Source organism: Nisaea sp., from assembly GCF_040217065.1.
In the GTDB taxonomy this organism is placed as follows: domain Bacteria; phylum Pseudomonadota; class Alphaproteobacteria; order Thalassobaculales; family Thalassobaculaceae; genus Nisaea.
Window position 1 is genome coordinate 72,807 of the sequence record NZ_JAVJNX010000011.1, and the last position, 26,846, is coordinate 99,652.

The following is a 26,846-nucleotide window of genomic DNA, read 5'->3' on the forward strand; positions in this document are numbered from 1 at the left end:
CGGCAACAAGACACGGAGCGGCCCGATGCGTGCGCCCAGATCAATTCTCATTACCGGTGCGTCCAGCGGATTGGGCAGCGCGCTCGCCGATGCCTACGCGGCACCGGGCAAGACCCTGTTCCTCGGCGGACGGGACAAGGCCCGTCTGGAAGCGGTCGCCAGGGCCGCCACGGCAAAGGGCGCGGAGGTCCACATTGAGACCATCGACGTGACCGAACGGACGCATATGGATATCTGGATCGCCGCGGCACACAGCACGGCGCCCCTCGATCTGGTCATCGCCAATGCCGGGATCTCGGCCGGGACCGGCGATGGCGGGCCGGAGCCGGCGGATCAGGTGCGGCGGGTCTATGCGGTGAATGTCGACGGCGTGCTGAACACGGTGCTGCCCGCCCTCCCCCTGATGCAGCAGCGGGGCGCGGGGCAGATCGGCATCGTCAGCTCCCTCGCCGGCTTCCGTGGGTTTCCTGGCGCGCCGGCCTATTGCGGCAGCAAGGCCGCGGTCAAGGTGTTCGGCGAGGGATTGCGGCCGACCGCCGCCCGTTCCGGCATCGGGGTCTCCGTCATCTGCCCCGGCTATGTCCGCACGCCGATGACCGATGTGAACAGTTTCCCGATGCCGTTCCTGATGGATGCGACCAAGGCGGCAGGCATCATCCGGCGCGGGCTTGACCGGAACAAGGCACGGATCGCCTTCCCCTGGCCGATGCATGCCGTCGTGCAGCTGCTGCAGATCATCCCGCCCTCCTGGATCGACGGGCTGATGGGGCGCCTGCCGACGAAAGCGGGCTGACCGGAGCGCCGCCACCCCTTTGGCCTGCGCATGCCGCTCAGTTCGCGTCGCGGATCTTGCGCCATTTCCGGACATTGCGATTGTGCTCGGCGAGGGTGCGGGCGAAGGCATGGCCGCCCGTCCCGTCGGCAACGAAATAGAGATAATCCGTCTGCACCGGGTTCATCACCGCCCGGATCGATTCTATGCCCGGATTGGCAATGGGCGCCGGAGGCAAGCCCTTGATCACGTAGGTGTTGTAGGGTGTCGGCTCTTTCAGGTCGGCCCGGGTGAGCGGCCGGTCGAGGCCGTCGGGAGCAATACCGTAGGCCACGGTCGGGTCGGATTGCAGACGCATGCCGCGCCGCAGCCGGTTGACGAAGACACCGGCGACCAGGCCCCGTTCCTGCGGCACGCCGGTCTCGCGCTCCACGATCGAGGCGAGGATCACCGCCTCCTCCCGGGTCTGGAACGGCAGGTTCGGTGCACGCATGCCCCACAGCCGGCCGACCGCCTCCGCCATGGAAGACTGCATGCGCTCGACCAGCTCCTGGCGGCTGTCGCCGTAGGAGAAATGGTAGGTTTCCGGCAGGAGTGAGCCTTCTTCCGGCCTGCCGCCATCCCCCGTCAAACCCTCTGTCAGATTCAGCCGGCTCATGACTTCTGCGACGGTCAGTCCTTCCGGGATGGTCAGCCGGCGCACGACGGTCTTGCCGGACGACAGGATTTCCATCACCTGGCGCGGGCTCGCCGATGCCGGGATGAGATATTCCCCGGCCTTCAGACTGCGCGCCTGCCGTGAGGCCCTGGCACCGATGACAAAGACGAAATCACGCCGGATGGCGCCCGCGCGCTTCAACGCCGACGCAATGCCTTCCAGGCCCGTTCCGGACGGAATCACGATGGCGGTGGATACGGCAAGCGGTCCCGGCCCCGTGAACTGGGCATAGAGCCAGCCGCAGCCGACAGCGCCGACAATCGCCAGCGTAAGCAGTCCCCAGAAAGCACGCAGCAGGGCCCGGCCCATGCTGCGTTAATCCACGGCGGAGAAAATCAGGGACGCGTTGGTGCCGCCGAACCCGAAGGAATTGGAAAGCGCATGCTTCACCTTGCGTTCCTTCGCCTTGAGCGGCACGAGATCGACCGGCCCGACATTCTCGGACGGATTCTCGAGATTGAGCGTCGGCGGTATCATGCTGTCGCGGATCGCCAGCACCGAATAAATGGCTTCAACCGCACCCGCCGCGCCGAGCAGATGCCCAATGGCAGATTTGGTCGACGACATGGACGCACCGCCCAGATCGTCGCCCATCAGGCGCTTCACGGCACCAAGCTCGATCATGTCGCCAAGCGGCGTGGAGGTGCCGTGCGCGTTGATGTAATCGATCTGGTCGGTCGCCAGATTGGCCCGCTTCAGAGCGGCCTTCATCGCGCGGAAACCGCCATTGCCGTCGGCGGCCGGGGCCGTGATGTGATTGGCGTCACCGGAAAGACCATAGCCTGTTACTTCGGCGTAGATCTTGGCGCCGCGGCGTTTGGCATGCTCGTATTCTTCAAGAACGACGCAGCCGCCACCTTCGCCCATGACGAAGCCGTCCCGGCCGTCGTCCCACGGACGGGACGCCGTCTCGGGGGCATCGTTGAAATTGGTCGACAATGCGCGGGCCGCGGCAAAGCCGGCAATGCCGAGCCGGCTGACAGCCGCTTCGGAGCCGCCCGCCACCATGACATCCGCATCATCCAGCATGATCAGCCGCGCGGCGTCGCCGATCGCATGGGCGCCGGTCGCGCAGGCCGTGACGACCGCGTGGTTCGGACCGCGGAACTTGAAGCGGATGGAAACATGACCGGAAATGAGATTGATCAGTGCCGCCGGAATGAAGAACGGGCTGATACGGCGCGGGCCGCGCTCCTTAATCAGGTCCTCGGTCTCGGCGATGCTGCTCAGACCGCCAATGCCGGAGCCGATGAGAACGCCGGTACGATCCTGGCTTTCCTCATCCTCCGGCATCCATCCGGAATCGCGCACCGCCTGATCGGCAGCCGCCACGCCGAGAAGGATGAAACGGTCGACCTTGCGCTGTTCCTTCGGCTCCATATAGGCGGACGGATTGAAAAGACCGCCTCCACCTTCGCCTTCCCTGACGATACCGGCGATCTTGGCCGGAAGATCGGAAACGTCGAAAGTATCTATGCCCCCGATACCGGACTCGCTGTTCAGGAGCCTGGACCAGTTATGTTCGACCCCATCGCCGAGGGGCGTAACCAGACCGAGGCCGGTGATTACGACACGTCTCATGCCTTGCACTTTTCCAGACTGCAAACGGGACCCCGGGCGGACGACTCCGCCCGAGGGCATTCGTCGGCTAAATTACTTGGAGGATTCCTCGATGAAGGAAATCGCGTCCTTCACGGTCAGAATCTTCTCGGCGGCATCGTCCGGAATCTCGACGCCAAATTCTTCTTCGAACGCCATGACAAGTTCAACCGTGTCGAGGCTGTCGGCCCCGAGGTCGTCGATGAAGCTCGCGGAATCGACCACTTTGGCCTCATCAACGCCGAGATGTTCGACCACGATCTTCTTCACGCTAGCGGCGACGTCACTCATTTTTGTATTCCTCGAATCTTAAGCTCAACGGTTTGTCAGCGAAACGACTGCGTTCACCGACCTCAATATACCCCATGAAACCAGCGTTTCGTTATGGAGTTCGAAAAAGTTTGGCAGCACGTCTGTAAGCGGCGGCGGGATACCACACTTTTTTTTACTTGCCTAGCATCAGAAACACCAGACACCGGCCCTGCGAACCCCGCCAGGGACAGCCGAATCGGCAACCCCGGACCGGTCCACGGGACCTATAGCATCGCCATACCGCCATTCACATGAATGGTGGCACCGGTCACATAGGCCGCTTCCTCGGATGCGAGATAGACCACCGAAGCGGCAATATCTTCCGGCGTGCCGAGCCGGCCGGCAGGTACCGCAGTCAGCAGCTTTTCATGCTGCGCCTCGTCCAGCGCATCGGTCATTGCAGTCTTGATGAAGCCGGGCGCCACGACATTCGCGGTGATCCCGCGGTTGGCGATTTCCTGGGCCAGGGACTTGGTAAAGCCCACCATGCCCGCCTTGGAGGCGGCATAGTTCGCCTGCCCCGGATTGCCGGTCGCGCCGACGATGGAGGAAATCCCGACGATCCGGCCCCAACGCCGTTTCATCATGCCGCGCATCAGGGCGCGGGACAGGCGAAAGCCGGAGGTCAGGTTGACGTTCAGCACGCTCTCCCAGTCCTCGTCTTTCATCCGCATCATCAGACCGTCACGGGTCACTCCCGCATTGTTGATCAGGATGTCGATTCCGCCGTCGGCGATTTCTTCCGCGGTCTTGGCGAGCGCGGCGATCGAGTCGGCATCGGCGAGATTGGCGGTGACGACGTGGGCGCGTTCACCCAACACGCCCGCGAGAGCCTGCAGCGCCTCCTCACGTGTGCCGGACAGGACGACTTCGGCCCCCTGCGCGTGCAAAGCCTTGGCAATGGCACTGCCGATGCCGCCGCTCGCCCCGGTCACCAGGGCTGATTTTCCATCCAGACGAAACATATGACTTCTCCCTCGCCCACATCAGGGCCGATTGGATCTTAGAGGCTTTCAAGAAATGCCGCGATCTCTTCCGGTGTGCCGACGGCACTGCCCTTGAGCGAGCGATCAATCCGCTTGGCCATACCGGTCAGCACTTTTCCGGTACCGAGTTCGACGATATCGGTAACCCCATGCGCCGCCATCCACAGCACAGATTCGCGCCAGCGCACCATCCCGGTTACCTGTTCGACCAGGCGGATGCGGATCGCGCTCGGATCCTCGAGCTTGTCCGCCAGCACGTTCGCCACCAGCGGGACGACCGGCTCGCGCAGGTCCGTGATCGCCAGGGCCGAGGCCATGGCATCGGCTGCCGGGGCCATCAGTCCGCAATGGAAGGGCGCGCTGACAGGCAGCATGATGCTCTTTCGCGCCCCCTTGTCCGCCGCCGCCGCGACAGCGCGTTCGACCGCCGCCCTGGCGCCGCTGATCACGACCTGTCCGTCGGCATTGTCATTCGCGATATCACAGACGCCGGCGGCACGTCCTTCAGCCGCGATCTCGCGCGCCGTCTCGAGCGAGACGCCGAGCAATGCCGCCATCGCACCCTCGCCGACCGGAACCGCGGACTGCATGGCGTCCCCACGAAGCCGGAGCAGTTTTGCCGCATCCGCAATGTCCAGGGCGCGGGCCGCGGCAAGCGCGGAATATTCACCCAGGGAATGGCCGGCCACGTAACTGGCCAGATCGCTGATCGACTTACCGCTTTCGGCCTCCAGAACGCGCACGACGGCGAGACTGACGGCCATGAGAGCCGGCTGTGCATTGCGGGTCAGGACCAGTTCCTCTTCCGGACCATCAAACATGAGCCGGGACAGGGACTCGCCCAGAGCCTCGTCAACCTGTTCAAATACGGCGCGGGCCTCGCCATAAGCATCGGCAAGCGCCTTGCCCATGCCGACCGTCTGGGAGCCCTGACCCGGAAAGGTAAATGCGCGAACCGTCGTCATATGTGAGATCCTTGTTTTTCGCGGCGTTTCAACACCCTCGCTCACGGCCCGGCCCCCGATCGGGGGATGACTGGTGACGAGAAAGCACCATCTTATTAGCGGCGCCAAAGAGAACGACCCGCCAAAGCTGTGTCAAGCGGAACCGACTGTAGACGTTGCACCCGCTGCGGATTTGTGTATATTCCGCCGGTCTCGCGCTAAGGCACGACGTGCCGGGGCGGGATTTTTACATAACTCCTTGCCGGTTTGTGCCGGCTTAGCAGCGTTCCATGAGGAACGTTCTGATTATCCGTAAGGAGCACAAATGCCTCTCTATGAGAGCGTGTTTATCGCACGCCAAGACATCTCGACTGCGCAAGCCGAGCAGCTGACAACCGAATTCTCCGAGATCATCACCAACATGGGTGGCGAGATCAAGAACACCGAATTCTGGGGTCTCCGCTCCCTGTCGTACAAGATCAAGAAGAACCGCAAGGGCCACTATGTGATGTTGCACATGGATGCCCCGGCCGACGCCATCAAGGAGATGGAACGTCTGATGCGTCTGAATGAAGACGTGCTGCGTTACATCACCCTGCGTCTGGAAGAGCTGCCGGAAGGCCCGTCTGCAATCGTTCTTGCCAAGTCCGAACGCAGCGACCGTGGTGGCCGCGGTGGCCGCCCGGGTGGCGGACGCGACCGTTTCGAACGCGGTGACCGCCCGGAACGGGGCGACCGTCCGGAACGCAGCGATCGTCCGGAACGCGCCGAGCGCGAGTCCATCAGCGAAGCCCAGGGAGACTGATCCATGAGCACTCTTACGATTTCCCGCGCCGCTGTTCGCAAGCCGTTCATGCGCCGCCGCAAATCCTGCCCGTTCGCCGGCCAGCACGCGCCGACGATCGACTACAAGGACATCAAGCTGCTGCAGCGTTTCCTGTCCGAACGCGGCAAGATCGTTCCGAGCCGCATCACGGCCGTTTCGGCCAAGAAGCAGCGCGAGCTGGCGAAAGCCATCAAGCGCGCCCGCTTCATGGCTCTGCTGCCTTACGTGCTCAGCTAACGAGCGTGCCCAGCGAACGGGATTAACGCCAATGCCCGCATTGCGGGCTTGACGAGGCAAGATGTGGTCCAGGTGGTTTCCCATTGGAGCGGCGGCAATCGCAGGCGCGCTCATGTATCTCTCCACGATCCTCGGATCGCTTGGGGCGATTCTGCTTGCGTTTCTGTCTCCGCTTCCATTGTTCGCCCTCGCCTTCGGGCGCGGGTGGCAAGCGGCCATGGTCGCCGCCCTGGCAGCGAGCGCAATTGTCATGCTCGCCGCCAATGCACTGGCCGCCCTGTTCTTTCTGGTCTTCTGCGGCCTGCCCGCAATCCTGCTTTCACGGCAGGCAATGCTGGCACGTCCGCTGAACGACGATCCGAAGAACACGGATCTCGAATGGTTTCCTGCCGGTATGTTGGTCATGTGGCTGACGGCGCTCCCCGCTGCGGGGTTGCTGACAGCCATTGTGGTCACCGGCCTGCAGGGACCCGGTCTCGAAGCCATCGTCAGGATGGAAGTCGAGGCGCTGTTCGAGACTATGGGAACAGCCTTCGAAGGATCACTGGCTCTGCCTCCGGAACAGCTTGCCGCTGCCCGGGAGTTGACCATCGCTGTGTTTCCCGGCGTTGCCGGGTTGCAATGGGCAGCGATGATCCTCGTCAATGGCCTGTTGGCGCAGGGGGTGCTCGCACGCTTCGACGCCAATCTCAGGCCGTCGCCCGACATGCGGGACATCCGTCTGCCGAACTGGGCGCCCTTCCCGCTCGCCGCTGCGGCTCTGCTGGCAGCGCTGACGGACGGCACGCTTGGATATCTCGGATGGAACGCGGTGCCGATTCTGTGTCTTCCGTTCTTCCTCTCCGGACTTGGGTTGGTGCATGCCCTCGCCTTCGGACTGAGCGGCAAGCGCTGGCTTCTGCACGTGACCTACGCGCTGATGATCCTGTCCTTTCTGTTACCCGTCCTGCAATTCGTCTGGATCCTGCTGGTTTTCGCGGGGCTGGTCGATCACTGGGCGGATCTGAAGGGCCGGATCGCACGGAATTCGAAATCAACGTGACCCTGGCCGGAACCGGCCTGCACCGCGGCAACGCGGCAACGGCTTCGGCCTCAAAGGAGTAAGAAAAATGGAAGTCATTCTTCTGGAGCGTATCGAACGTCTCGGCCAGATGGGCGACGTCGTGACTGTAAAGCCGGGCTTCGCCCGCAACTTCCTGCTGCCGCAGGGCAAGGCTCTTCGGGCCAACAAGAGCAACCTGTCCCACTTCGACGGCCAGCGCGCCCAGCTCGAAGCGGAAAACCTCGAGCGCAAGGCGGAAGCCGAGCAGGTCGCCAAGAAACTCGAAGGCCTGGTGGTTCCGATCATCCGTGCCGCCGGCGACAGTGGTCAGCTCTACGGTTCTGTCACCTCGCGGGACATTGCCGAGGCCGTGACTGCGGCTGGCGTCACCGTCAGCAAGCGCCAGATCATCCTCGACCGCGCGCTGAAGACCCTCGGCCTCGAGGAAATCCGCGTCCTGCTGCACCCGGAAGTTTCGGTCAACATCACCGCGAACATCGCCCGCAGTGCGGATGAAGCCGAGCAGCAGAAAATTCTCGGCCGCGCTGTCGGAAGCGAAGAGAACGAGTATGACGACGAGGATGAAGTCCAGGCCGTCGCCGAAGTGACCGAAGAGGTTGCCGAAGAGGCTGCTGAGGAAGAAAAGACCGAAGAGGCCTGATCCTCCCGATTCTGCGGCATCAAGCATTTTCCGAAACGGCCGTCCCCTGGGGCGGCCGTTTTCTTTTTCACAGCTGCAAGCCATTGAAAGGTGGGCCCTCGACAGGACTTACCCCCATTATCCTGCCTTATCCACAGGCTTAACCCTTTGATATTTCACACCTTGGGGATAAGATTGCGGAAGACGTCCACAGCCCTTCTTGGTATGTGTAATCAATGTCTAATCCAGAATCCTTGACCACCATTACCGCGCTCCCTCGCGTCGAACCGCAAACCAGCGAGTATCGAGAGCCGCCCCATAACATTGAAGCCGAACAGGGCCTGCTTGGCGCCGTTCTGGTGAATAACCGCGCCTATGAGCGGGTCAGTGAATATCTCGCGCCCGACCATTTCGCCGATCCGGTTCATGGCCGGATCTTCGCGGCCTGCGGACGGCTCATCGAAAAGGGGCAGATCGCCAATCCGGTAACGCTGAAATCCCTGTTCGATCAGGACGAGGCCCTGCAGGAGGCCGGTGGCGCCCAGTATCTCATCCGCCTCGCCGCTTCCGTCGTCACGGTCATCAATGCCGATGACTATGGCCAGGCGATTTACGATACCTTCCTGCGGCGCGAGTTGATCGATCTCGGCGGCGAGATCGTCAACGAGGCCTATCAGCACGATCTGGAACTGCCCGCGACGGAACAGATCGAAGCGGCGGAGTCGAAGCTCTTCGGCCTTGCCGAACGCGGCTCCAGCCAGGGCGGCTTCCAGGAATTCGGGCTGGCTCTGACGAACTCCGTGCGGATGGCCGAGGAAGCCTTCAAGCGCGACGGCGGCCTCGCCGGTGTGTCATCCGGCCTGACGGACCTCGACGCCAAGCTCGGGGGCCTGCACCCGTCGGACCTGCTCATCCTGGCCGGACGGCCTGCGATGGGTAAAACGGCGCTGGCCACGAACATCGCCTTCCATGTCGCCACGGCATCCCTGAAGGACCCCGAGCTGGAGCGGCAGGTCGTCGCCTTCTTCTCCCTGGAAATGTCCGCCGAGCAGCTCGCCACGCGTATCCTTGCCGAGCAGACCGAGATCTCCTCGGAGCATATCCGGCGCGGCGAGCTGACCACCGAGGATTTCCAGAAACTGGTCGCTGCCAGCCAGAACCTGGAACGCGCACCGCTTTATATCGACGACACCCCGGCCATCACCATTGCAACAATGCGGGCCCGTGCCCGGCGCCTGAAGCGCCAGCAGGGCCTGTCGCTGATCGTGGTCGATTACCTGCAGCTCATGCGCCCCTCCGCCGGCGTGCGCGCCGACAACCGGGTGCAGGAGATTTCCATGATCACCCAGGGCCTGAAGGCGGTCGCCAAGGAGCTGGACGTTCCCGTGATCGCCCTGTCCCAGCTTTCCCGTGCGGTCGAGCAACGCGACGACAAGCGTCCCGTGCTCGCCGACCTTCGCGAATCCGGGTCGATCGAGCAGGACGCCGACGTGGTCATGTTCGTGTTCCGCGAACAATATTATCTGGAAAAGGGCGAACCGGCCCAGCGCATCGAGGAATCCGACGAAAAGTTCCACGACCGGCATGACCAGTGGAAAGAACGCTGCGAGAGCTCCTACGGCAAGGCCGAAGTCATTATCGGCAAGCAGCGGCACGGTCCGACCGGCACGGTCACGCTGCACTTCGAAGGCGCGACGACACGCTTCTCCAATTACATCGCTCCAGATCATATTCCGGACGGTTTCTAATGCTCGACACACCGCCGTCGGTCAACGGCGCCGTCGCCGCGTCGGAACTTGTGGTGGATCTTGGTGCGATCAGACGGAACTACCACGATCTGAAAGCGCGTCTCGGCGGTGTCGAATGTGGCGCGGCGGTAAAGGCCGATGCCTATGGAATCGGCGTCGAACGGGTCGGCCCGACATTGTTCGATGCAGGGTGCCGGACCTTCTTCGTCGCCACGATCGATGAAGGTATTGCCCTCCGGGAGATTCTTCCGCGTGCCCGCATCGCCATCCTGAACGGTCTGCTGGATGGTACGGAAGACGTGTTTCCGGAATTCGGCCTGATCCCGGTGATCAACGATCTGGAGCAGATCGCCCGGATCCGGCGGATGTGCGCCCGGGCTGACCGGGCCCTGCCCGCCATGCTGCATATCGACACCGGGATGAGCCGGCTCGGTCTGACAGCAGAGGATATGAAATGGATTGCCGACGAGCCGGATGTGCTTGGCGGCCCCGATTGGCTTTATGCGCTTTCCCATCTCGCCAGCGCCGACGAGCCGGGCAATCCGTGCAATGCCATCCAGCTCGCCCGTTTCCGGGAGCAGTTGCCGCGCTTGCAACAGAGAATGCAGGCCAGTCTTGCCAATTCCGCCGGGATCTTTCTCGGACCAGACTACCATTTCAATCTCGCCAGGCCGGGATTTGCCCTTTATGGCGGACGCGTGAAGGACGGCGAGCCGAGCCCGATGGCTCCCGTCGTTCGGCTGGCAGCGCGCATCCTGCAGGTCCGTACCGTGCGCGCCGGCGAAACGGTTGGTTATGGCGGCACCTATACGATGGGCAAGGACGGACGCGTTGCCACCGTTGCCGCCGGATACGCGGACGGCTATCTGCGCTCTCTGTCGAATCACGGTGCGGCCTATATCGGCGACCGTCGGCTGCCCGTCGTCGGACGCGTTTCGATGGATATGCTCGCCGTCGATGTCAGCGATGTCGACAGGGCCGAAATTCATCCCGGCGGGTTTGTCGACCTCCTCGGACCGCACTTCACGGTGAACGACGCGGCCGATGCGGCCGGCACAATCGGGTATGAGATATTGACAGGTCTCGGTCATCGCTATACCCGACGCTACATTGACGCGGGGAGCGCAGAGACCTGATCATGCCAACAGAAATGCCCGCGTCCCACGCAGGAAACCCGCACGCATGAATTTCCTCGCAGCTGTCGGACGCACTTTTCTCGGCTTTCTCGCCGCCACCGGGCGTCTGGCGATGTTCACCGGCATCACGCTCAGCCACTGCGTGCGCCCGCCTGTCTACTGGCGCCTGCTCGGCCGCCAGCTGGTGGATATCGGCTACTATTCCCTGCCGGTCGTCGGACTGACCACGCTCTTCTCCGGCATGGTTCTGGCCTTGCAGAGCTATACCGGGTTCGCCCGCTTCAATGCCGAAAGCGCGATCGCGACCGTCGTCGTGCTTTCCATGACCCGCGAGCTCGGGCCGGTCCTGGCGGGTCTCATGGTTGCCGGCCGGATCGGCGCCTCCATGGCCGCCGAAATCGGCACCATGCGGGTCACCGAACAGGTCGACGCACTGACGACCCTGTCGACCAACCCTTTCAAATACCTCGTCGTTCCGCGTGTGCTCGCCGGCATCATAAGCCTTCCCTTTCTCGTGCTGATCGGCGATGTCATCGGCGTGTTCGGCGGCTATCTCGTCGGCGTCCACAAGCTCGGCTTCAATGCCGGGACGTACCTGAAAAGTACCTTCGACTTCCTGGAAACCCAGGATGTTGTGTCGGGCCTGGTGAAGGCGGCCGCCTTTGGCTTCATCATTGCCATCATGGGCTGCTATCATGGCTATCATTCCGGACGCGGCGCCCAGGGCGTCGGCCGGGCGACGACCAACGCGGTGGTCTCGGCGTCGATCCTGATCCTGATTTCGAACTATCTCATCACCGAACTCTTCTTTGCCCGCTAGACGGCAGGAAAGCGCAATGGCCGAAAAAGCGATGGCCGAAACGATGGAGGCACTTCCGAAGATCCGGATTCGCGACCTCCGCAAATCTTTCGGCTCCAATCATGTCCTGCGCGGCCTCGACCTCGATATCGCCGATGCGGAGTCGGTTGTGGTGATCGGCGGATCCGGCACCGGCAAGTCGGTGCTGATCAAGACCATTACCGGCCTGATGGATGCCGATGGCGGCTCGGTTTCCATTGACGGCGCCGATGTACTGAAGATGTCTTCCAGCGAACGCCATGGCATGATGAACCGGTTCGGGCTGCTGTTTCAGGCGGGGGCGCTCTTCGACTCGCTGACGGTGCTCGACAATGTCGCCTTCGGGCTGGTCGAGGCACAGGGCATGCCGCGCAAACAGGCCCACGAACTCGCCCTCGACTTCATGGCACAGGTCGGACTCGAGCCGGCTGTCGGTGCCATGTATCCGGGCGAGATCTCCGTCGGCATGCGCAAGCGCGCCTCTCTCGCCCGCACCATCGCCACCCGCCCCGACGTGGTCTTCTTCGATGAGCCGACCACCGGCCTCGACCCGATCATGGGCGACATCATCGACGAGCTGATCGTCAAATGCGTCGAGGAGTTCAAGATCACCGCGCTCACCATCACCCACGACATGGACAGCGCCCGCCGGATCGGAAACCGTATCGCCATGCTCTATGACGGAAAGATCATCTGGCAGGGCCCGACCACAGAGATCGACCGCTCCGGCAATCCCTATGTGCACCAGTTCATCAACGGCCTCGAAGAGGGTCCGATTGAACTGCTGGCACGGCAAGCCTGAGCGGGACGCGAGTCATGGCGAAAACCCAGGCCCGCTACGTCTGCCAGGAATGCGGCGGCGTGCATCCCAAATGGGCCGGAAAATGCGACGCCTGCGGCGCCTGGAACAGCCTGATCGAAGAGGTTGTCGAGAATGCCGCCCCCAAGGGACTCGGGGGCGCGAAGGGCCGGAAGATCGATTTCGTCAGTCTCGGCGGCAGCTCCAAGAAATCGCCGCGACGGGTCACGAACATCGCCGAGTTCGACCGGGTCGCCGGTGGCGGCCTGGTTCCGGGCTCCGTCGTGCTGATCGGCGGCGATCCCGGCATTGGCAAATCCACCCTGCTGCTGCAGGTCACAGCCAAACTTTCCGAAAGCTGCCGCTGTGCCTATGTCTCCGGCGAAGAGGCCCTGGATCAGGTGCGGATGCGCGCCCAGCGTCTCGGCGTCGTCAGCGCGCCGGTGCAACTGGCGACGGCCACCAGCGTGCGCGATATCGTCACCACGATGGACGGCGAGGATGCGCCTGACGTCCTGGTCATCGATTCCATCCAGACCATGTATGTGGATGCCATCGACAGCGCTCCGGGGACGGTCTCCCAGGTCCGGGCCTCGGCACAGGAACTGATCCGGGTCGCCAAGCGGCGCGGCATCGTGCTGTTGCTGGTCGGGCACGTGACCAAGGAAGGCACCATCGCCGGCCCCCGCGTGCTGGAGCACATGGTCGACACGGTGCTTTATTTCGAAGGCGAGCGCGGTCACCAGTTCCGTATCCTGCGGGGTGTGAAGAACCGTTTCGGGCCGACCGACGAGATCGGCGTCTTCGAGATGACCGAGACCGGCCTTGCCGAAGTCAGCAACCCGTCCGCCCTGTTCCTCGGCGACAGGCAGGACAATGTCTCCGGCGCCTGCGTCTTCGCCGGCATGGAAGGCACGCGGCCGCTGCTGGTCGAGATCCAGGCCCTGGTCGCCCCCTCACCCTACGGCACGCCACGCCGGGCCGTGATCGGCTGGGATTCCGGACGGCTGGCCATGGTGACGGCGGTTCTGGAAGCACGCTGCGGCGTCGTGCTCGCCGGCAGCGACGTGTTTCTTAATGTCGCCGGCGGGCTGAAGGTCAGCGAGCCTGCGGCCGACCTCGCCGTTGCCGCCGCCCTGCTCTCCTCGCTGACCGGCAAACCGGTACCGTCGAATTCGGTGGTGTTCGGGGAGATCGGCCTCTCCGCCGAAATCCGCGCCGTCGCCCATGCCGAGGCACGCCTGAAAGAAGCAGCCAAACTCGGTTTCGAGCGGGCCATCCTGCCGGAGCCGCGCCGGGCCTCGGGGGAAAAGAAGGCCTCCCGCAATGCCAGCCTCTCTCTTGCCACGATCCGGCATTTGCATGATCTGGTCGCCATGTTCCAGGACGAGGCAAATATCGGCCGCAAAGCGGGAGAAGCGTGAGCCATGGATAACCTGCCGGTCAATGTGACCGACATCGCGATCATCGCCGTGGTTCTGATCTCGGGCATATTCGCGTTTGCACGCGGGTTTTTCCGCGAGATATTGTCGATCGGATCCTGGGTCGCCGCCTTTTTCGCCGCCCTGTATCTTTACCCCGTCGCCGCGCCCTATGTGCGTCAGCTGCTGGGCTGGGGCGACATGGCGGACCTGGCAGCCGGTATCGCCGTTTTCGTCGTCTCCGTCATTGTAATGTCGCTGGTCACTCATTATGTTGCAGCCGCGTTACAAGGCAGCGGTCTCAGCGCCATCGACCGGTCTCTCGGCTTTCTTTTCGGGATCGCTCGCGGTGCGGTACTGGTTTGCTTGCTCTATCTCGGACTGAACTGGTTGATCGAGGATGATGGCTATCCGCAATGGGTAACCGAGGCGCGCACACTGCCGCTGGTCGAACAGGGAGCGGAAACCCTGGTCAGCCTCGTGCCGCCAAAATTGCGGCCGCAACTTCGAAATGCCGCCGGCACCGCCGGCGCGAAAGCCCGCAAGCAAACAGAACAATTGCTCTACGAACGTCTGATCAGCCCGCCGGCAAAATCCGATGCGCCGAAGGACGGCGACGGGTATACTGCCGAACAACGCCGGGGACTGGAAAAGGTCATCGAGAGCACGGATTGATGCTTTCGATGAAAGTGCCAAGGACAGCAACCGGCAGGAGGATGTCGCCGTGACGGACATGAAACAACCGTTGGACCGATCCCCCGACAGGGATGACGATCACCTCCACGAGGAATGCGGCGTCTTCGGCGTCTTCGGCGCTCCGGACGCGGCGGCGCTGACCGCCCTTGGACTGCACTCCCTGCAGCATCGCGGCCAGGAATCATGCGGCATCGTCTCCTGGGACGGCGAGCATTTCCACGCCCACCGTGCGCTCGGTCATGTCGGCGAGAATTTCGGCGACGAGTCTGCGAAAATGGTCAGCCAGCTCAAGGGCCATGCCTCGATCGGGCATAACCGCTACGCCACGACCGGCGCCACCAACCTGCGCAACGTGCAGCCGCTGTTCGCCGATTTTGAGTTCGGCGGCATGGCGCTCTGTCACAACGGCAACCTGACCAACGCCATCGACCTGCGCGACTCCCTGGTCCGCCAGGGCTGCCTGTTCCAATCCACCTCCGACACCGAGACCATCATCCATCTGGTCGCCCGCAGCCCGCAGCACACGGTGATCGACCGGGTCGTCGATGCCATGCAGAAAATCGTCGGTGCCTATTCCCTGGTCTGCCTGTCGCGGGATTCCCTGATCGGTATCCGTGACCCATACGGCGTGCGCCCGCTGGTGCTCGGCAAACTCGGGGATGCTCATATCCTCGCCTCGGAGACCTGCGCGCTCGACATCATCGGCGCCGATTTCGTGCGCGATGTGGAACCGGGCGAAGTCGTGGTCATCACGGAACAAGGTGTGCAGTCACTGAAGCCCTTCGCCAACAAGCCAAGCCGCTTCTGCATCTTCGAATATATTTATTTCGCCCGGCCCGACAGCGTGATGGAAGGCAAGAGCGTCTATAACGCCCGCAAGGAAATCGGCGCGGTTCTGGCCAAGGAAAGCCATGTCGAGGCCGATGTTGTCGTCCCGGTGCCGGATTCCGGCGTCCCGGCAGCGATCGGCTATGCCGCGGCGGCCGGTATTTCCTTCGATCTCGGCATCATCCGCAATCACTATGTCGGCCGGACCTTCATCGAGCCGACGGATCATGTCCGCCATCTCGGCGTGAAGCTGAAGCACAATGCGAACACGGCCCAGCTTAAGGGCAAACGCGTCATTCTTGTGGACGATTCCATCGTCCGCGGCACCACCTCGACCAAGATCGTCGAAATGGTCCGGGCCGCAGGGGCCAAGGAAGTCCATATGCGGATCGCCAGCCCGCCGACGACCCATTCCTGCTTCTATGGCGTCGACACCCCGGAACGGGAAAAACTACTCGCCGCGCGCATGACCGTCCCGGAAATGGCGGAACTGATCGGCGTCGACAGCCTTGCCTTCATTTCCCAGGACGGCCTTTACCAGGCAGTCGGTGAAGCCGCGCGCAACAATGAGAGCCCGCAATATTGCGATGCCTGCCTGACCGGCGATTATCCGATTGCGCTGATCGACCAGAACGACGGATCGAACGTCCGGCAGCTGTCCCTGCTGGCCGAGGCTTCCTGACCAAACCAGATTTGCTGAGAGTTCCATGACCGGCATCCTCGACGGCCGCATTGCGGTGATCACCGGCGCATCCCGCGGCATTGGCGCCGCCGTGGCCAGGGCTTTCGCCCGCGAAGGCGCACATGTGGTTCTTGTTGCCCGTACCGTCGGCGCGCTCGAGGAACTGGATGACGAGATCACGGCCGCCGGCGGCAGTGCCAGTCTGGTGCCAATGGACCTGAAGGACTTCGCCGCTATCGACCGGCTCGGTGCGGCGCTGCACGAGCGTTACGGCAAGATCGACATTCTGGTGGCCAATGGCGGCATCCTCGGCAAGCTGATGCCGATGCACCAGTATGAAGCGAAGGTCTGGGAAGAGGTCATTGCGATCAATCTGACGGCGAACCAGCGCCTCGTGCGCAGTCTCGACCCCCTGCTCCGTCAGTCGGACGCAGGCCGGGCGATCTTCGTCACCTGCGATGCCGCCCACGGCGAGCGGCCGTTCTGGGGCGCCTACGCCGTCAGCAAGGCGGCGCTGGAAGCAATGGTGCGCAGCTATGCGGCGGAGAACGCCAGGAGCAACATCCGCGCGAACCTGCTGAATCCCGGCCCGACCCGGACCAATCTCCGGGCCACCGCCTATCCGGGCGAGGATCAGGCATCGGTCAAACCGCCGGAAGATCTCGTGCCCCTGTTCCTTGAACTTGCAGCGCCGGAGTGCCGCCGCAATGGCGATCTCATCGATGCTTGAGCGCCTGACCGATCGCTTCTGCCTCACCGCCATCCTTGTCGCCGGGCTCGTCGGCCAGGCGTCGGCGGTTGAAATCCAGGGTCATCGTGGCGCCCGCGGCCTGCTTCCGGAAAATACCCTACCCGCTTTCGAGAAAGCCCTCGATCTGGGTGTCGACGTGCTGGAACTGGACACTGTGGTGACCGCGGACGGCATTGCCGTGATCCATCATGACCGCGCCCTCTCGCCGGACAGGACCCGCCTGAACGGTGCCTGGATAGACCGCAAGATCCCGCTGAACAAACTGACGGCTGCGGAGCTCGCGGCATATGACGTCGGCCGGATTCGTGCCGGCAGCCGCTACGCAAAGCGCTTTCCCGATCAGGTGCCGGTCGACGGCACCCGGGTGCCCGCGCTGTCTGACCTCTTCGCCATGGTGGCGGCGCGTGGAAACAAGATGGTCCGCTTCAATATCGAGACCAAACGTTCGCCGCTTGAGCCCGGGGAGACGCCCGGGCCGGACGCCTTCGCCCAATTGCTGATCGAGACCGCGCGAAACGCCGGTGTCGCGGATAGGATTACGCTGCAGAGTTTTGACTGGTCCACCCTGATCGCCGCCAAGCGGATCGATCCGGCCATCCCGACCGCCTGCCTCACGGCCGAGGCCCGATGGCTTGATTCGGCGGAAATGGGCAAGGACGGTGCCTCGCCCTGGCTCGGCGGGCTCGACGTGGACGATTTCGGCGGCTCCCTCCAGAAAGCGGCCAAGGCTGCGGGCTGTGCGATCTGGTCGCCCTTTCACCGCAACGTCACGAAAGAGGCGGTGCAGGCGGCCCATGCCGAGGGCCTCAAGGTGATCGTCTGGACCGTTAATGAAATCGACGACATGACACGTCTCGTCGGACTCGGCGTCGACGGGTTGATCACGGATTATCCGGATCGGGCGGCCGGTTTCTGATCCGGCAGAGCGGCATTGCCCGGCAGCGACGCCCACCTATACTGGAGTCCGGAGATTTCGCGACAGGGACGAACGCGACAGATGGATGCAGCAGCGGATAGCGACGGCGGATTGATCGCCGGTATCGGCCTCGGCGATGCAGCGGAGCCGCAAACGCTTGGCTGGGACGCCATGGCCGACGGCCGTCCCGAAGGGTTCCGTCTCTGTTGGCTGCATCTGAGCCAGCTTGAGGAGCGGTCCCGGAACTGGATCACGCAGCAGGCCGGCATTCCCGACATCGCCGCCGCAGCCCTGATCGCCCAGGAGACCCGGCCCCGGGTGCAGCGATTCGACAATGGCGTGCTGATCGTGCTGCGCGGCGTGAATCTCAACCCCGGCGCCAATCCCGAAGACATGGTCAGCCTGCGGATCTGGATCGAGCGCGGGTTCATGATCACGGTCCGCCTGCGCCGCCTGCTGGCGGTCCAGGACACCCTCGCCGCCATTCAGAACGGCTACCGCCCCGAGGATACCGACGAGCTGCTGGTGCAACTCGCCGAACGCCTGTTCCGGCGCATGGAGCCGGTGATCGACGATCTGGAGGAGCGCATCGATCTGGTCGACGAGGAACAAACCGCGAGCGATGCAAACCAGCCAACCCGCGAGCTCCAGACATTGCGGCTCCGGACCATCATTCTGAGACGCTATATTCTGCCACAGCGCGATGCCCTGCGGCAGCTGACATCCGACCCGCCATCCTGGTTTTCGCGGCAGACGCTGAGCGGGCTCAGCGAAGCGGCGGACCGGGTCATCCGCTATGTCGAGAGTCTGGACGAAATCCGCGAACGCGCCATGGTGATCCAGGACACCATCCAGAACCGCAGCAGCGAAGAGCTGAACCGACGCCTGTACATTCTGTCGATCATCTCCGCCATCTGCCTGCCGATCGGCCTGCTGACCGGTCTGCTCGGGATCAATGTCGCCGGCATGCCGGGAGCCGACACGGCCTGGGCATTCTGGGCGGTCACGATCATCATGGTACTGATTGTCGGGCTGGAAGTCTGGGCACTCAGAACGCTCAAATGGTTCAAGTAATCCAGAGGACCGGACCCTGAAACTCATGCCAATTCGCATCAAGGCCATTCTTGCCTGTCTGACGGTCGCGCTCGTGCTCCTCGGGGGAACCGCAGCGCAGGTCAGAGCCCAGGACACGTCCGACAGCACGGCCGCCGGCAGCCCGGCCATGGCCGGGCCGGAACGGCTCCAGTCATTGCTCGATACCCTGAAGGACGAGGGCAAACGCGACGCCCTGATAAAGGATCTGGAAACCCTGCTGGCGGCGACCGAGGAAGAGCAGGCCGAAGACCCCACAAACCTCGCCTCCGCCATGTCCGACGTGGTGACCGGGATCAGCAATTTTCTGCAGCAGGCTGTCAGCAGGCTGTCAGACACGGCGATCGCCCTGACCGACGTGAAGAGCCTGATTCCTGCGCTTTCGGCCCTTGCCGCCGGTCCGGACAATTTGCTGCAGATCGGCGAGTGGATCGCGATCATTGCCGGGATCGTCCTTCTCGGCCTGCTGGCCGTCCGCCTGACCAGCAGGCTGCAACGCCGCCCGATCGACCGGCTGGAAGCCTGGGTCATGGAGGGGACGCTGCTGCGCAGTCTTGCCGCCACCGGCCCGTTGCTGTTGCTGCGCGGTATCCGGGCGGTGATGTTCTTCATCATCACCCAGGGCATCCTGACGACGGTGAGCAGCACCAATGTCCAACTCGCCGGGCGGGCCTTCGTCTTCGCGGTCGCCGCCCACCTCGCCTGCCTTGCCCTGTTGCGCACCCTCCTGAAACCGGCCGGGCTGGTCAGCCGCTCCCTGGACCTCACCGAAGCAACCAGCGCCTATCTCGGTGTCTGGTCCAACCGCGTGTTAGCAACCGGGATTTACGGCATTCTGGGCCTGCAGAGCGTCTATATCCTCGGCCTGCCCGTCACCACATTCCTGTTCCTGGAAAAGCTCGTCTACGGCGCTCTGTGGGCCCTGCTGACGGCTTTCATCCTGCAGAACCGGGCAGGTTTCGCCCAGGCTATCGCTGGCACGGACAAGACGGGCGCGAGCAAGACCTTCTGGTCCATCCTGTCCGCCGTCTGGCACCTGATCGCCATTGCTTACGTGACCGCCGGTCTGGTCATCCTGATGTCCATGGGCGATGCCGGTTTCCGGCGGTTGGGCGAGATCGCCGCCTTCATGGTCGCCATCGCCATCGTCTGGCGGCTCGCCTGGCTCGCCGTCGACACGGCCGGCCGCCATGCCTTCTCCATCTCGCACGAGATGACCGACCGCTACCCGTCCCTGGAACGGCGGGCGAACCGCTATGTTCCCCATCTCCTGGCCGGCGCGCGCTTCCTCATCTCCCTCGTCGCGTTCGGCGCCCTGATGGAAGTCTGGGGTGTCCAGCTTTCCGCTTTCCTGGCGTCGGAGAATGGCGGCCTGCTGATCCGGGCAATCGCGACCATCATTGTCGTCGGCGGCGGTGCGGTGGCCATTTCGGAAATCGTCAGCCTGTTCGTCGAACGCCGCCTGTTCGTGCTGGAAAGCGCGGGCATCCTGAGCGGGCGCGAACGCACCCTGCTGCCGTTGCTGCGGCGCGCAATCATCATTGTCACAAGCGTGGTCGCCCTCTTCGTCATCCTGTCGGAAATCGGCATCGACATCACACCGCTGCTGGCCGGTGCCAGCATTATCGGTCTGGCCATCGGTTTCGGCTCGCAGTCCCTGGTGAAAGACGTGATCTCGGGGATATTCCTGCTGATCGAGGACACACTGAACGTCGGAGACTATGTCAATGTCGGCGACAAGGCCGGCACGGTCGAGGCCCTGAGCATCCGCACCCTGCGCCTGCGCGATGTGAGCGGCGACGTGCACACGATTCCGTTCGGTACGGTCGACGTCATCACCAACCTGACGAAAGACTATGCCTACGCCGTCGTCGATGTCGGTGTCGCCTATCGCGAGAATGCCGACGAGGTCATGAAACTGCTGCAGGAGATCGGCACCGAGCTTGCCGAGGATGAGGCCTTCAAGGACGGTGCCGACGGTCCGTTCGAAGTCTTCGGCGTTCAGGATCTTGCCGATTCCAGCGTCAATATCCGGACCCGACTGAAGACCAAACCCGGTCGGCAATGGTCTATCCGGCGTGAATTCCTGCGCCGCGTGAAGCGCCGGTTCGACGCCGAGGGCATTGAAATCCCGTTCCCGCACCAGACGCTCTATTTCGGCGAGGACAAGGAAGGCGGTGCGCCGACAGCCCATGTCCTGGTATCCCAGGCCAAGGCGCAGCCAAGTGGCAAGGAGACGACCCAGGACGATCCGGACTCGAAGGATTATTTCGAGCCGGCCAACCCGGAGATGGCCGATGCGGAAACCGCCCGCAACGCGGAGAAGAACGCCCAGGAAGCTGAACGGCGACGGCTTGTCGAAGTGCGGGAACAGGCGGCTGAAGAGGCCAGGGAAATAGAGGAAGAGCTGATCGGGCCTGACAGCGACGACGCGGATGCCGGCACGGCCCCATCCGGCAAGCCGCCCTCAGAGAAAAAGCCGGGCTAGGCCCGGCTGCCGCGTCATGCGCAAGATCGATTGTCTGATCATCGGCGCCGGTGCCGCCGGCATGATGTGCGCGGCCGGAGCCGGCAGGCGCGGCCGCTCGGTGCTGCTTGTCGATCATGCCGGGGCGCCGGGCGAGAAAATCCGCATCTCCGGCGGCGGCCGCTGCAACTTCACCAATCTGCGGACCGCGCCGGAGAACTTCCTCTCCGATAACCCGCGCTTCTGCATTTCCGCACTGCGGCGCTATACACAGCGTGATTTCATCGCCCTCGTCGAGAAGCACAACATCGCCTACCACGAGAAGACGCTCGGCCAACTGTTCTGCGACAGCTCGGCCAAAGCCATCATCGACATGCTGTTGACGGAACTCGGTGAGGCTGGTGTCGGGATGGAACTGTCGACGCAAGTTGACGGTATCGAACGGCAGGGAGAGGTGTTCCGCGTCGCGCTCTCTTCCGGCCCGGTTGAGGCCGCGTCACTGGTCATCGCCACCGGCGGCAAGTCGATCCCGAAAATGGGGGCGACCGGTTTCGCATACGCGGTCGCGGAACAGTTCGGCATCAAGGTGATAGAGACCCGCCCGGGCCTGGTGCCCCTCACTTACGATAACGCCATGCTGGACCGGCTCAAGCCCCTCTCGGGCATCTCCGTCGATGCCGTCGTCGCCGCCGGCAAGACCCGCTTTGTCGAAGGGCTGCTTTTCACCCATCGCGGTCTCAGCGGCCCCTCCATCCTGCAGATCTCGTCCTACTGGAAAGAGGGCGGGGAAATCACCGTGAACCTCGCGCCGGGAACGGACATCGCCGCCGGGCTGATCGCGGGCAAGGCATCGCATGGCAAACAGGCCGTCCAGACGGCGCTGTCAGAGCATCTGCCGAAACGTCTGGCCGCGGCCATCGCCGAGGAGGCAGGCATGGCACGTCCGCTCGGCGATACCAGCGACAAGGCGCTCCGCCAGCTCGGCGAGCGGGTCAACAGCTGGCGGGTGAAACCTTCCGGATCGGAAGGCTACCGCACGGCCGAAGTCACGCTGGGCGGTATCGACACCGCCGCGCTCAACCAGAAGACCATGGAGGTGAAAGACCAGCCCGGCCTCTATTTCATCGGTGAGGCCGTGGACGTGACAGGCTGGCTCGGCGGATACAATTTCCAATGGGCCTGGTCCAGCGGCTGGAGCGCCGGACAGGCCGTTTAAGTACCTCTCCTCGCCGCTGGCTTCTGGATTCCGAACACAAGCCCGAGCAGAAGCAGCGCGCACACGCCCGTCAGCACCCAGAGACTTGCGGTGAAGCCACCGGTCACATCATGGATCACCCCAATGGCGACCGGACCGGAGACGCCGCCGATTTCCGCCGCTGAAAAGAACAGCCCGCCGGCCGACCCCGCATTCTTCGATCCCACACCGCGCGCCTCGACCAGGAACAGGAGGGCAATGGTCATCATCGAGCCGCGCGCCAGCCCCTGGAAGATCAGCGCCGGGATCAATCCCGGGCCCTCGCCGAGCTGCAGCAGCAGGGTGCAGAGGCCGGCAAGCACGAACAGGCCGCCGAGGATCGCGCCGCGCCGCTCCGGGGTCGCCAGACGCGGAATGGTCAGGGAGCCGAGCACACCGACCATGGTCGGCAGCGCCGCCCAGTAGCCTGCATCGACGGCGCTCATCCCGGTCGATTTCAGGATCTCCGGCAGCCAGTTGTTGGTGCCGTGATTGAAGAAGAAGATGCCGACGCTCATGGCGAGGATGACGCGGACCACCGGGTTGGCCATCAGTTCCCGGAAGATTTCCATCTGGGGCCGCTTCGGCGCGGCTTTCTCGGCGGCTTCGCGGGCGCGGGCCTCCGCATGCCGGGCGATCAGCAGCCAGAGCAGCCCGGCCGCCGCGGTGATCGCGGCATAATCCGTCACCACCATGCGCCAGTCGCCACCGTGAAACGGCAGCACCAGTGCGTTGGTCAGGCTCAGCGAGAGAATGCCGCCAATGGCCGGACCGGTGATGTAGATGCCCATGGCGAAACCGCGCTCCTTGCCCTCGAACCATTCGGCGATGATCTTCGGTGCACCGATGGAAATCAGCGGCCCGCCGAAGCCGAAAATGCCGACCGCAAGGAACAGGGAAAGATGATCGACGGCCAGGGCCCGGCTGAGGCCGGACGCAGCCATGATGCAGGCCGCCAGGAAGAGGGCCCGGCGGGCGCCGATCCGGTCCAGCAGGATGCCGCAGGGCACCGCCGCGCCGATATAGATGAAGGGCCAGGCCCCGAGCACGGTCCCCATGGCGCCGTGGCTGAGGCCGAGATCGCGGGTGATCGGCCCGACCATCGGGGCCAGCGCGCTGATCGTCAGCCCAAAAGCGAAATAGATCAGCCAGACGCCGAACAGCATGGCCCAGCGGTACGGGTGCGGCGAGTATGACAAACTGATATGCTTTGTCCATTCAAGGTCGGCAGATGCGAGCGATCAGCCATCTAGGCGAACTGTATTTCAGAATCATTCTGTATCGAATGTATTCCGCTCCGGAATGAAGATCGACAATATTTAATGCTAAGAATAAAACTCCAAAAATCTCATTTCCCGAATTTGGCGCAATTAATAAGCGCGATAGTCGAGCTTTTCATTGAAATTCGGCACAATCTTAGATAGCATTTATGCTTTCAGATTTATCTCGAATTTGAGGTGCCCTGTGCCAGAAAATGAAAATGTTATATCGACACCAATGCGCATTGCAATTGGCGCAATGTCTGGGATAATTGCTGCAATCGTAAAATTCTACGGAGCAGAATTTAACGATTTATTTGGTCGACACGCGCTTCCAAATGCAGGCCTGCTTATTAATACAGTATTAATTTCTTATTTATTTTTAGCTATAATACTAGCAACAATAGGATCATTTTGCGCTTTCCTTAATTCTGATGAAACCAGTAAAGTAAAGCTCGTTGCCATTGCAATGTCTGCACCTGCTGTTTTTAATAGTTATTACAGCGGAGGTTTTGAAAATAGCAATACTCAAAAAAACGTTGAATCAGGATATATAGAATTCAATAATGAAAAAAATTTGAGTTTAATTGATATTTTTTCTATAAAATATGCTATTGCGGATACAGGTCAAATCAAAGACTACTCTAAAAGAAATAGAATCGACGACTTAGCATCTGGATTTTCATATATTCTTCGAATCGGAGAACGAAAATGTTGGATTGTGGTTGGTTCTCTTAAAAAATATGATGATGCAGTTCGTTTTAGCGAAAAAATTCAAGAAAAAGATCCGAAATTAGGTTCCTTTGTTGGAATAAAAAGCAATGGATTCTATCCTGTTTTGATTGGCGGCTTCCTTCCTGAAACGGAAGCAAAATATCTTCTTTCTAGAGCTAGTAAAATTCCACTAATTTCTAATCAAAAACCGTTCCTGTCAGGTTGTTAAATAATGATGATACTTAAAAAGGCAACCATGTAAAAACACTTACTATCTTACTTCTCCGTAATCTTCTTCATGCCCGCCGCCGCCAGCCTGAGATTGCGGGCCGTCTGCTCCATTTCCTTGCGCTGGCGCATGGTCAGGTCCTCATAGCGCAGGGCGTATTCGATGCCGTCGGCCCGCTCCTGCAGGCGCTTCAGCCGAACCTCGTCCTGCACCACCTCACGTTTGCGTTTGGAATTGAACACTGGCGTCTCGACTTTCCAACGGCGGTAGTAGCCCCTCTTCTGGCATTCCAGAAGCGTGTCATAGAGGGCGGCAATATCCTCGACCGTCAGCTGGTGACGGGTGATGCGGCGATGGCTCATGCCATGAAGTATGGCGGGGAAGCCGTCGCGCGAACAAGGGCGGATCGCCGCCCTGACGGACTCGCGATCCGGCGTGACCGCAGATGCCTAGAGCAACCCTTTCCGGCGCCAGAGTTCGTGCACCTGGATACCGTTCACCCGCTCGAGGCACTCCGCCGCGTCCAGCGTCAGGTCCTCGCGGAAGCGCCGGCCGATGATCTGAACCGAGAGCGGCAACCCCTCGTGATATCCCGCGGGCGCGATGGAAGCTGGCAGACCAAGGAAGTTGATCAGCCAGCTGTAAACGGATGAATCGAAGATATCGCGCACACCTGCCGAACTCTCCGCATCCTCGTTCCAGGTGAAGCCCGGCCGCATCATGAAGGGCGTCAGGACCAGCGGATACTCTTCCAGAAACAGGTTCCAGGCCCGCAGGTAACGGGTCCGTAGGGACATTGCCCGCAGCAGCCCGACCGCGTCGGTCGGCGGATAGTTCTCGAAATAGAAGTCGAAGACTTTCTTGATGTCGGCGCTGCCGTATTTCTGGATCGCATCGCCGATGAAGATCTCGCAGTCGGCATACAGCGCCGGCAGGGCTTCGGCGGCCGCTTCCCGGATCATCGGCGGGCTGGCCTCCTCCACCACATATCCGGCCTTCTCCAGTGCGGACGCCGCATCCTCCAGCGCCGTCTGAACGGCGGGATGGATCTTGTAGCCGTTGGTCTCGCGGCAGAACGCGACCTTGATCGGCTGCGCCACCGGCGGTCCGTCGAACGGCACGGGAACCTGCAATGGATCGTGCGGATCGTGCTGCATCAGCACCCGGGTCGCCAGCCGCACGTCCCGCACCTCGCGGGCAATGATGCCCTGGACGGACATCAGCTGCGCCAGCAGGGAGCGTTCCTCGGCGCCGGACGGATTGTAGGCAGGCACCCGGCCCTGGCCCGGCTTCACGGTGACCGTGCCAGTCTGGTAGGCCGGGAAGCGCAGCGAGCCGCCGATATCGTTACCATGGGCGATCGGGCAGAAGCCGGCGGCCACGGCGGACGAGGCACCACCGGACGAGCCGCCCGGCGAATGATTGTCGTCCCAGGGATTGTAGGTCCGTCCGTGCAACTCGTTCACGGTCGTGGCCCGGAAGGAAAATTCCGGTGTGTTCGAGCGGCCGACGATGATGGCGCCCGCATTGCGCAGACTGCGCACCACCGGGGCATCGTCCGGCGCAATCAGGTCCTTGAAGGCCGTCACGCCGTTGCTGTTCGCGGTACCCTTCTGATCGAGATTGATCTTGATGGTCACCGGGACGCCATGCAGCGGACCGATCGGGCCATCCTGCTTCAGAATCTCGTCATAGGACGCGGCCTGTTCCAGCGCGGCATCCGTCTGGTCGACGACAATGGCGTTCAGATGGCCATTCTCTGCACGGATCCTGTCGACGACAGAGCTTACGGCATCGGACGCGCTGACGCGCGCGTCCCGGATCGCTCCGGATAGCGCCACGGCGCTCCATTGCCATAGCGGAGCGGGATTCTTCGGGGCAGCTGACATGGCGGGACCTCGGTTTGGTAAGGCGGGGCCACCATGATGTCCCCTTCCCCACTGCTTGCCAAGACCGCACC

At 62.5% G+C, this 26,846-nt stretch carries 26 protein-coding genes; 18 read left to right on the top strand and 8 right to left on the bottom strand.

Going from position 1 to position 26,846, the window contains the following annotated elements:
• Window positions 1–25: 25 nt before the first annotated feature.
• Entirely contained in the window at window positions 26–793 is a 768-nt protein-coding gene (locus RH950_RS18570) for an SDR family NAD(P)-dependent oxidoreductase (protein ID WP_350059240.1), read from the top strand.
• Window positions 794–830: 37 nt separating this feature from the next.
• On the opposite strand, the gene mltG is transcribed toward RH950_RS18570, so the two are convergent.
• From mltG to fabD, 5 genes are all read right to left on the bottom strand, one after another.
• Window positions 831–1,799: an endolytic transglycosylase MltG gene (mltG, locus tag RH950_RS18575; protein ID WP_350059241.1), complete on the bottom strand. Its 969-nt coding sequence runs from the start codon at window positions 1,797–1,799 to the stop codon at window positions 831–833.
• A gap of 6 nt (window positions 1,800–1,805) precedes the next feature.
• Entirely contained in the window at window positions 1,806–3,071 is a 1,266-nt protein-coding gene (fabF, locus tag RH950_RS18580) for a beta-ketoacyl-ACP synthase II (protein ID WP_350059242.1), read from the bottom strand.
• 72 nt (window positions 3,072–3,143) lie between these two features.
• A complete protein-coding gene (locus RH950_RS18585; RefSeq protein ID WP_028465581.1) occupies window positions 3,144–3,380 on the bottom strand; it encodes an acyl carrier protein in 237 nt (78 codons plus the stop codon).
• A gap of 245 nt (window positions 3,381–3,625) precedes the next feature.
• Entirely contained in the window at window positions 3,626–4,366 is a 741-nt protein-coding gene (gene fabG / locus RH950_RS18590; RefSeq protein ID WP_350059243.1) for a 3-oxoacyl-[acyl-carrier-protein] reductase, read from the bottom strand.
• 38 nt (window positions 4,367–4,404) lie between these two features.
• A complete protein-coding gene (fabD, locus tag RH950_RS18595; protein WP_350059244.1) occupies window positions 4,405–5,352 on the bottom strand; it encodes an ACP S-malonyltransferase in 948 nt (315 codons plus the stop codon).
• 304 nt (window positions 5,353–5,656) lie between these two features.
• On the opposite strand from fabD, the gene rpsF reads away from it, so the two are divergent.
• From rpsF to RH950_RS18675, 16 genes are all read left to right on the top strand, one after another.
• Window positions 5,657–6,136: a 30S ribosomal protein S6 gene (rpsF, locus tag RH950_RS18600; protein ID WP_350059245.1), complete on the top strand. Its 480-nt coding sequence runs from the start codon at window positions 5,657–5,659 to the stop codon at window positions 6,134–6,136.
• A 3-nt stretch (window positions 6,137–6,139) separates the two neighbouring features.
• Window positions 6,140–6,394 (top strand): 30S ribosomal protein S18, encoded by a 255-nt coding sequence (gene rpsR, locus RH950_RS18605; RefSeq protein ID WP_350059246.1) that lies wholly within the window; start codon window positions 6,140–6,142, stop codon window positions 6,392–6,394.
• Between the two features lie 61 nt (window positions 6,395–6,455).
• On the top strand, window positions 6,456–7,436 hold the full coding sequence (locus RH950_RS18610) for a DUF2232 domain-containing protein (protein WP_350059247.1): 981 nt from the start codon (window positions 6,456–6,458) through the stop codon (window positions 7,434–7,436).
• A 67-nt stretch (window positions 7,437–7,503) separates the two neighbouring features.
• A complete protein-coding gene (rplI, locus tag RH950_RS18615; RefSeq protein ID WP_350059248.1) occupies window positions 7,504–8,097 on the top strand; it encodes a 50S ribosomal protein L9 in 594 nt (197 codons plus the stop codon).
• Between the two features lie 215 nt (window positions 8,098–8,312).
• Entirely contained in the window at window positions 8,313–9,824 is a 1,512-nt protein-coding gene (locus tag RH950_RS18620) for a replicative DNA helicase (protein ID WP_350059249.1), read from the top strand.
• On the top strand, window positions 9,824–10,960 hold the full coding sequence (gene alr / locus RH950_RS18625; protein WP_350059250.1) for an alanine racemase: 1,137 nt from the start codon (window positions 9,824–9,826) through the stop codon (window positions 10,958–10,960). The genes RH950_RS18620 and alr overlap by 1 nt, the downstream gene beginning before the upstream one ends.
• Before the next feature lie 46 nt (window positions 10,961–11,006).
• The gene (locus RH950_RS18630; protein WP_350059251.1) at window positions 11,007–11,780 is read left to right on the top strand and encodes an MlaE family ABC transporter permease; all 774 of its coding nucleotides are present in this window, start codon (window positions 11,007–11,009) and stop codon (window positions 11,778–11,780) included.
• Window positions 11,781–11,796: 16 nt separating this feature from the next.
• Window positions 11,797–12,600, top strand: coding sequence for an ABC transporter ATP-binding protein (locus RH950_RS18635; protein WP_350059252.1), 804 nt, complete (start codon window positions 11,797–11,799; stop codon window positions 12,598–12,600).
• Window positions 12,601–12,614: 14 nt separating this feature from the next.
• Window positions 12,615–14,021, top strand: a complete 1,407-nt coding sequence (gene radA, locus RH950_RS18640) for a DNA repair protein RadA (RefSeq protein ID WP_350059253.1) — start codon at window positions 12,615–12,617, stop codon at window positions 14,019–14,021.
• 3 nt (window positions 14,022–14,024) lie between these two features.
• Window positions 14,025–14,693: a CvpA family protein gene (locus RH950_RS18645; RefSeq protein ID WP_350059254.1), complete on the top strand. Its 669-nt coding sequence runs from the start codon at window positions 14,025–14,027 to the stop codon at window positions 14,691–14,693.
• A 58-nt stretch (window positions 14,694–14,751) separates the two neighbouring features.
• Entirely contained in the window at window positions 14,752–16,224 is a 1,473-nt protein-coding gene (gene purF, locus RH950_RS18650) for an amidophosphoribosyltransferase (RefSeq protein WP_350059708.1), read from the top strand.
• 25 nt (window positions 16,225–16,249) lie between these two features.
• On the top strand, window positions 16,250–16,954 hold the full coding sequence (locus tag RH950_RS18655; protein ID WP_350059255.1) for an SDR family NAD(P)-dependent oxidoreductase: 705 nt from the start codon (window positions 16,250–16,252) through the stop codon (window positions 16,952–16,954).
• The gene (locus tag RH950_RS18660; RefSeq protein ID WP_350059256.1) at window positions 16,932–17,891 is read left to right on the top strand and encodes a glycerophosphodiester phosphodiesterase; all 960 of its coding nucleotides are present in this window, start codon (window positions 16,932–16,934) and stop codon (window positions 17,889–17,891) included. The genes RH950_RS18655 and RH950_RS18660 overlap by 23 nt, the downstream gene beginning before the upstream one ends.
• 81 nt (window positions 17,892–17,972) lie before the next feature.
• Entirely contained in the window at window positions 17,973–18,965 is a 993-nt protein-coding gene (locus tag RH950_RS18665; protein WP_350059257.1) for a zinc transporter ZntB, read from the top strand.
• A gap of 25 nt (window positions 18,966–18,990) precedes the next feature.
• A complete protein-coding gene (locus tag RH950_RS18670) occupies window positions 18,991–21,471 on the top strand; it encodes a mechanosensitive ion channel family protein (RefSeq protein WP_350059258.1) in 2,481 nt (826 codons plus the stop codon).
• A 16-nt stretch (window positions 21,472–21,487) separates the two neighbouring features.
• The gene (locus tag RH950_RS18675; protein ID WP_350059259.1) at window positions 21,488–22,666 is read left to right on the top strand and encodes a BaiN/RdsA family NAD(P)/FAD-dependent oxidoreductase; all 1,179 of its coding nucleotides are present in this window, start codon (window positions 21,488–21,490) and stop codon (window positions 22,664–22,666) included.
• Here the strand turns inward: RH950_RS18675 and RH950_RS18680 are convergent.
• Entirely contained in the window at window positions 22,663–23,883 is a 1,221-nt protein-coding gene (locus RH950_RS18680) for an MFS transporter (protein WP_350059260.1), read from the bottom strand. The two genes, RH950_RS18675 and RH950_RS18680, sit on opposite strands and share 4 nt — an antisense overlap.
• 265 nt (window positions 23,884–24,148) lie before the next feature.
• Here RH950_RS18680 and RH950_RS18685 point away from each other — a divergent pair, with 265 nt between their 5' ends.
• Window positions 24,149–24,886, top strand: coding sequence for an SPOR domain-containing protein (locus tag RH950_RS18685; protein WP_350059261.1), 738 nt, complete (start codon window positions 24,149–24,151; stop codon window positions 24,884–24,886).
• 47 nt (window positions 24,887–24,933) lie between these two features.
• Here RH950_RS18685 and RH950_RS18690 read toward each other — a convergent pair whose 3' ends face one another.
• Both RH950_RS18690 and RH950_RS18695 read right to left on the bottom strand, forming a co-directional pair.
• Window positions 24,934–25,248, bottom strand: coding sequence for a hypothetical protein (locus tag RH950_RS18690; protein WP_350059262.1), 315 nt, complete (start codon window positions 25,246–25,248; stop codon window positions 24,934–24,936).
• 87 nt (window positions 25,249–25,335) lie between these two features.
• On the bottom strand, window positions 25,336–26,775 hold the full coding sequence (locus RH950_RS18695; protein ID WP_350059263.1) for an amidase: 1,440 nt from the start codon (window positions 26,773–26,775) through the stop codon (window positions 25,336–25,338).
• Window positions 26,776–26,846 lie beyond the last annotated feature (71 nt).

Coding starts and splice junctions, on each gene's coding strand:
- RH950_RS18570 (WP_350059240.1), top strand. CDS start 26: ATGCGTGCGCCCAGATCAATTCTCATTACCGGTGCGTCCAGCGGATTG.
- mltG (WP_350059241.1), bottom strand. CDS start 1,799: ATGGGCCGGGCCCTGCTGCGTGCTTTCTGGGGACTGCTTACGCTGGCG.
- fabF (WP_350059242.1), bottom strand. CDS start 3,071: ATGAGACGTGTCGTAATCACCGGCCTCGGTCTGGTTACGCCCCTCGGC.
- RH950_RS18585 (WP_028465581.1), bottom strand. CDS start 3,380: ATGAGTGACGTCGCCGCTAGCGTGAAGAAGATCGTGGTCGAACATCTC.
- fabG (WP_350059243.1), bottom strand. CDS start 4,366: ATGTTTCGTCTGGATGGAAAATCAGCCCTGGTGACCGGGGCGAGCGGC.
- fabD (WP_350059244.1), bottom strand. CDS start 5,352: ATGACGACGGTTCGCGCATTTACCTTTCCGGGTCAGGGCTCCCAGACG.
- rpsF (WP_350059245.1), top strand. CDS start 5,657: ATGCCTCTCTATGAGAGCGTGTTTATCGCACGCCAAGACATCTCGACT.
- rpsR (WP_350059246.1), top strand. CDS start 6,140: ATGAGCACTCTTACGATTTCCCGCGCCGCTGTTCGCAAGCCGTTCATG.
- RH950_RS18610 (WP_350059247.1), top strand. CDS start 6,456: ATGTGGTCCAGGTGGTTTCCCATTGGAGCGGCGGCAATCGCAGGCGCG.
- rplI (WP_350059248.1), top strand. CDS start 7,504: ATGGAAGTCATTCTTCTGGAGCGTATCGAACGTCTCGGCCAGATGGGC.
- RH950_RS18620 (WP_350059249.1), top strand. CDS start 8,313: ATGTCTAATCCAGAATCCTTGACCACCATTACCGCGCTCCCTCGCGTC.
- alr (WP_350059250.1), top strand. CDS start 9,824: ATGCTCGACACACCGCCGTCGGTCAACGGCGCCGTCGCCGCGTCGGAA.
- RH950_RS18630 (WP_350059251.1), top strand. CDS start 11,007: ATGAATTTCCTCGCAGCTGTCGGACGCACTTTTCTCGGCTTTCTCGCC.
- RH950_RS18635 (WP_350059252.1), top strand. CDS start 11,797: ATGGCCGAAAAAGCGATGGCCGAAACGATGGAGGCACTTCCGAAGATC.
- radA (WP_350059253.1), top strand. CDS start 12,615: ATGGCGAAAACCCAGGCCCGCTACGTCTGCCAGGAATGCGGCGGCGTG.
- RH950_RS18645 (WP_350059254.1), top strand. CDS start 14,025: ATGGATAACCTGCCGGTCAATGTGACCGACATCGCGATCATCGCCGTG.
- purF (WP_350059708.1), top strand. CDS start 14,752: ATGAAACAACCGTTGGACCGATCCCCCGACAGGGATGACGATCACCTC.
- RH950_RS18655 (WP_350059255.1), top strand. CDS start 16,250: ATGACCGGCATCCTCGACGGCCGCATTGCGGTGATCACCGGCGCATCC.
- RH950_RS18660 (WP_350059256.1), top strand. CDS start 16,932: ATGGCGATCTCATCGATGCTTGAGCGCCTGACCGATCGCTTCTGCCTC.
- RH950_RS18665 (WP_350059257.1), top strand. CDS start 17,973: ATGGATGCAGCAGCGGATAGCGACGGCGGATTGATCGCCGGTATCGGC.
- RH950_RS18670 (WP_350059258.1), top strand. CDS start 18,991: ATGCCAATTCGCATCAAGGCCATTCTTGCCTGTCTGACGGTCGCGCTC.
- RH950_RS18675 (WP_350059259.1), top strand. CDS start 21,488: ATGCGCAAGATCGATTGTCTGATCATCGGCGCCGGTGCCGCCGGCATG.
- RH950_RS18690 (WP_350059262.1), bottom strand. CDS start 25,248: ATGAGCCATCGCCGCATCACCCGTCACCAGCTGACGGTCGAGGATATT.
- RH950_RS18695 (WP_350059263.1), bottom strand. CDS start 26,775: ATGTCAGCTGCCCCGAAGAATCCCGCTCCGCTATGGCAATGGAGCGCC.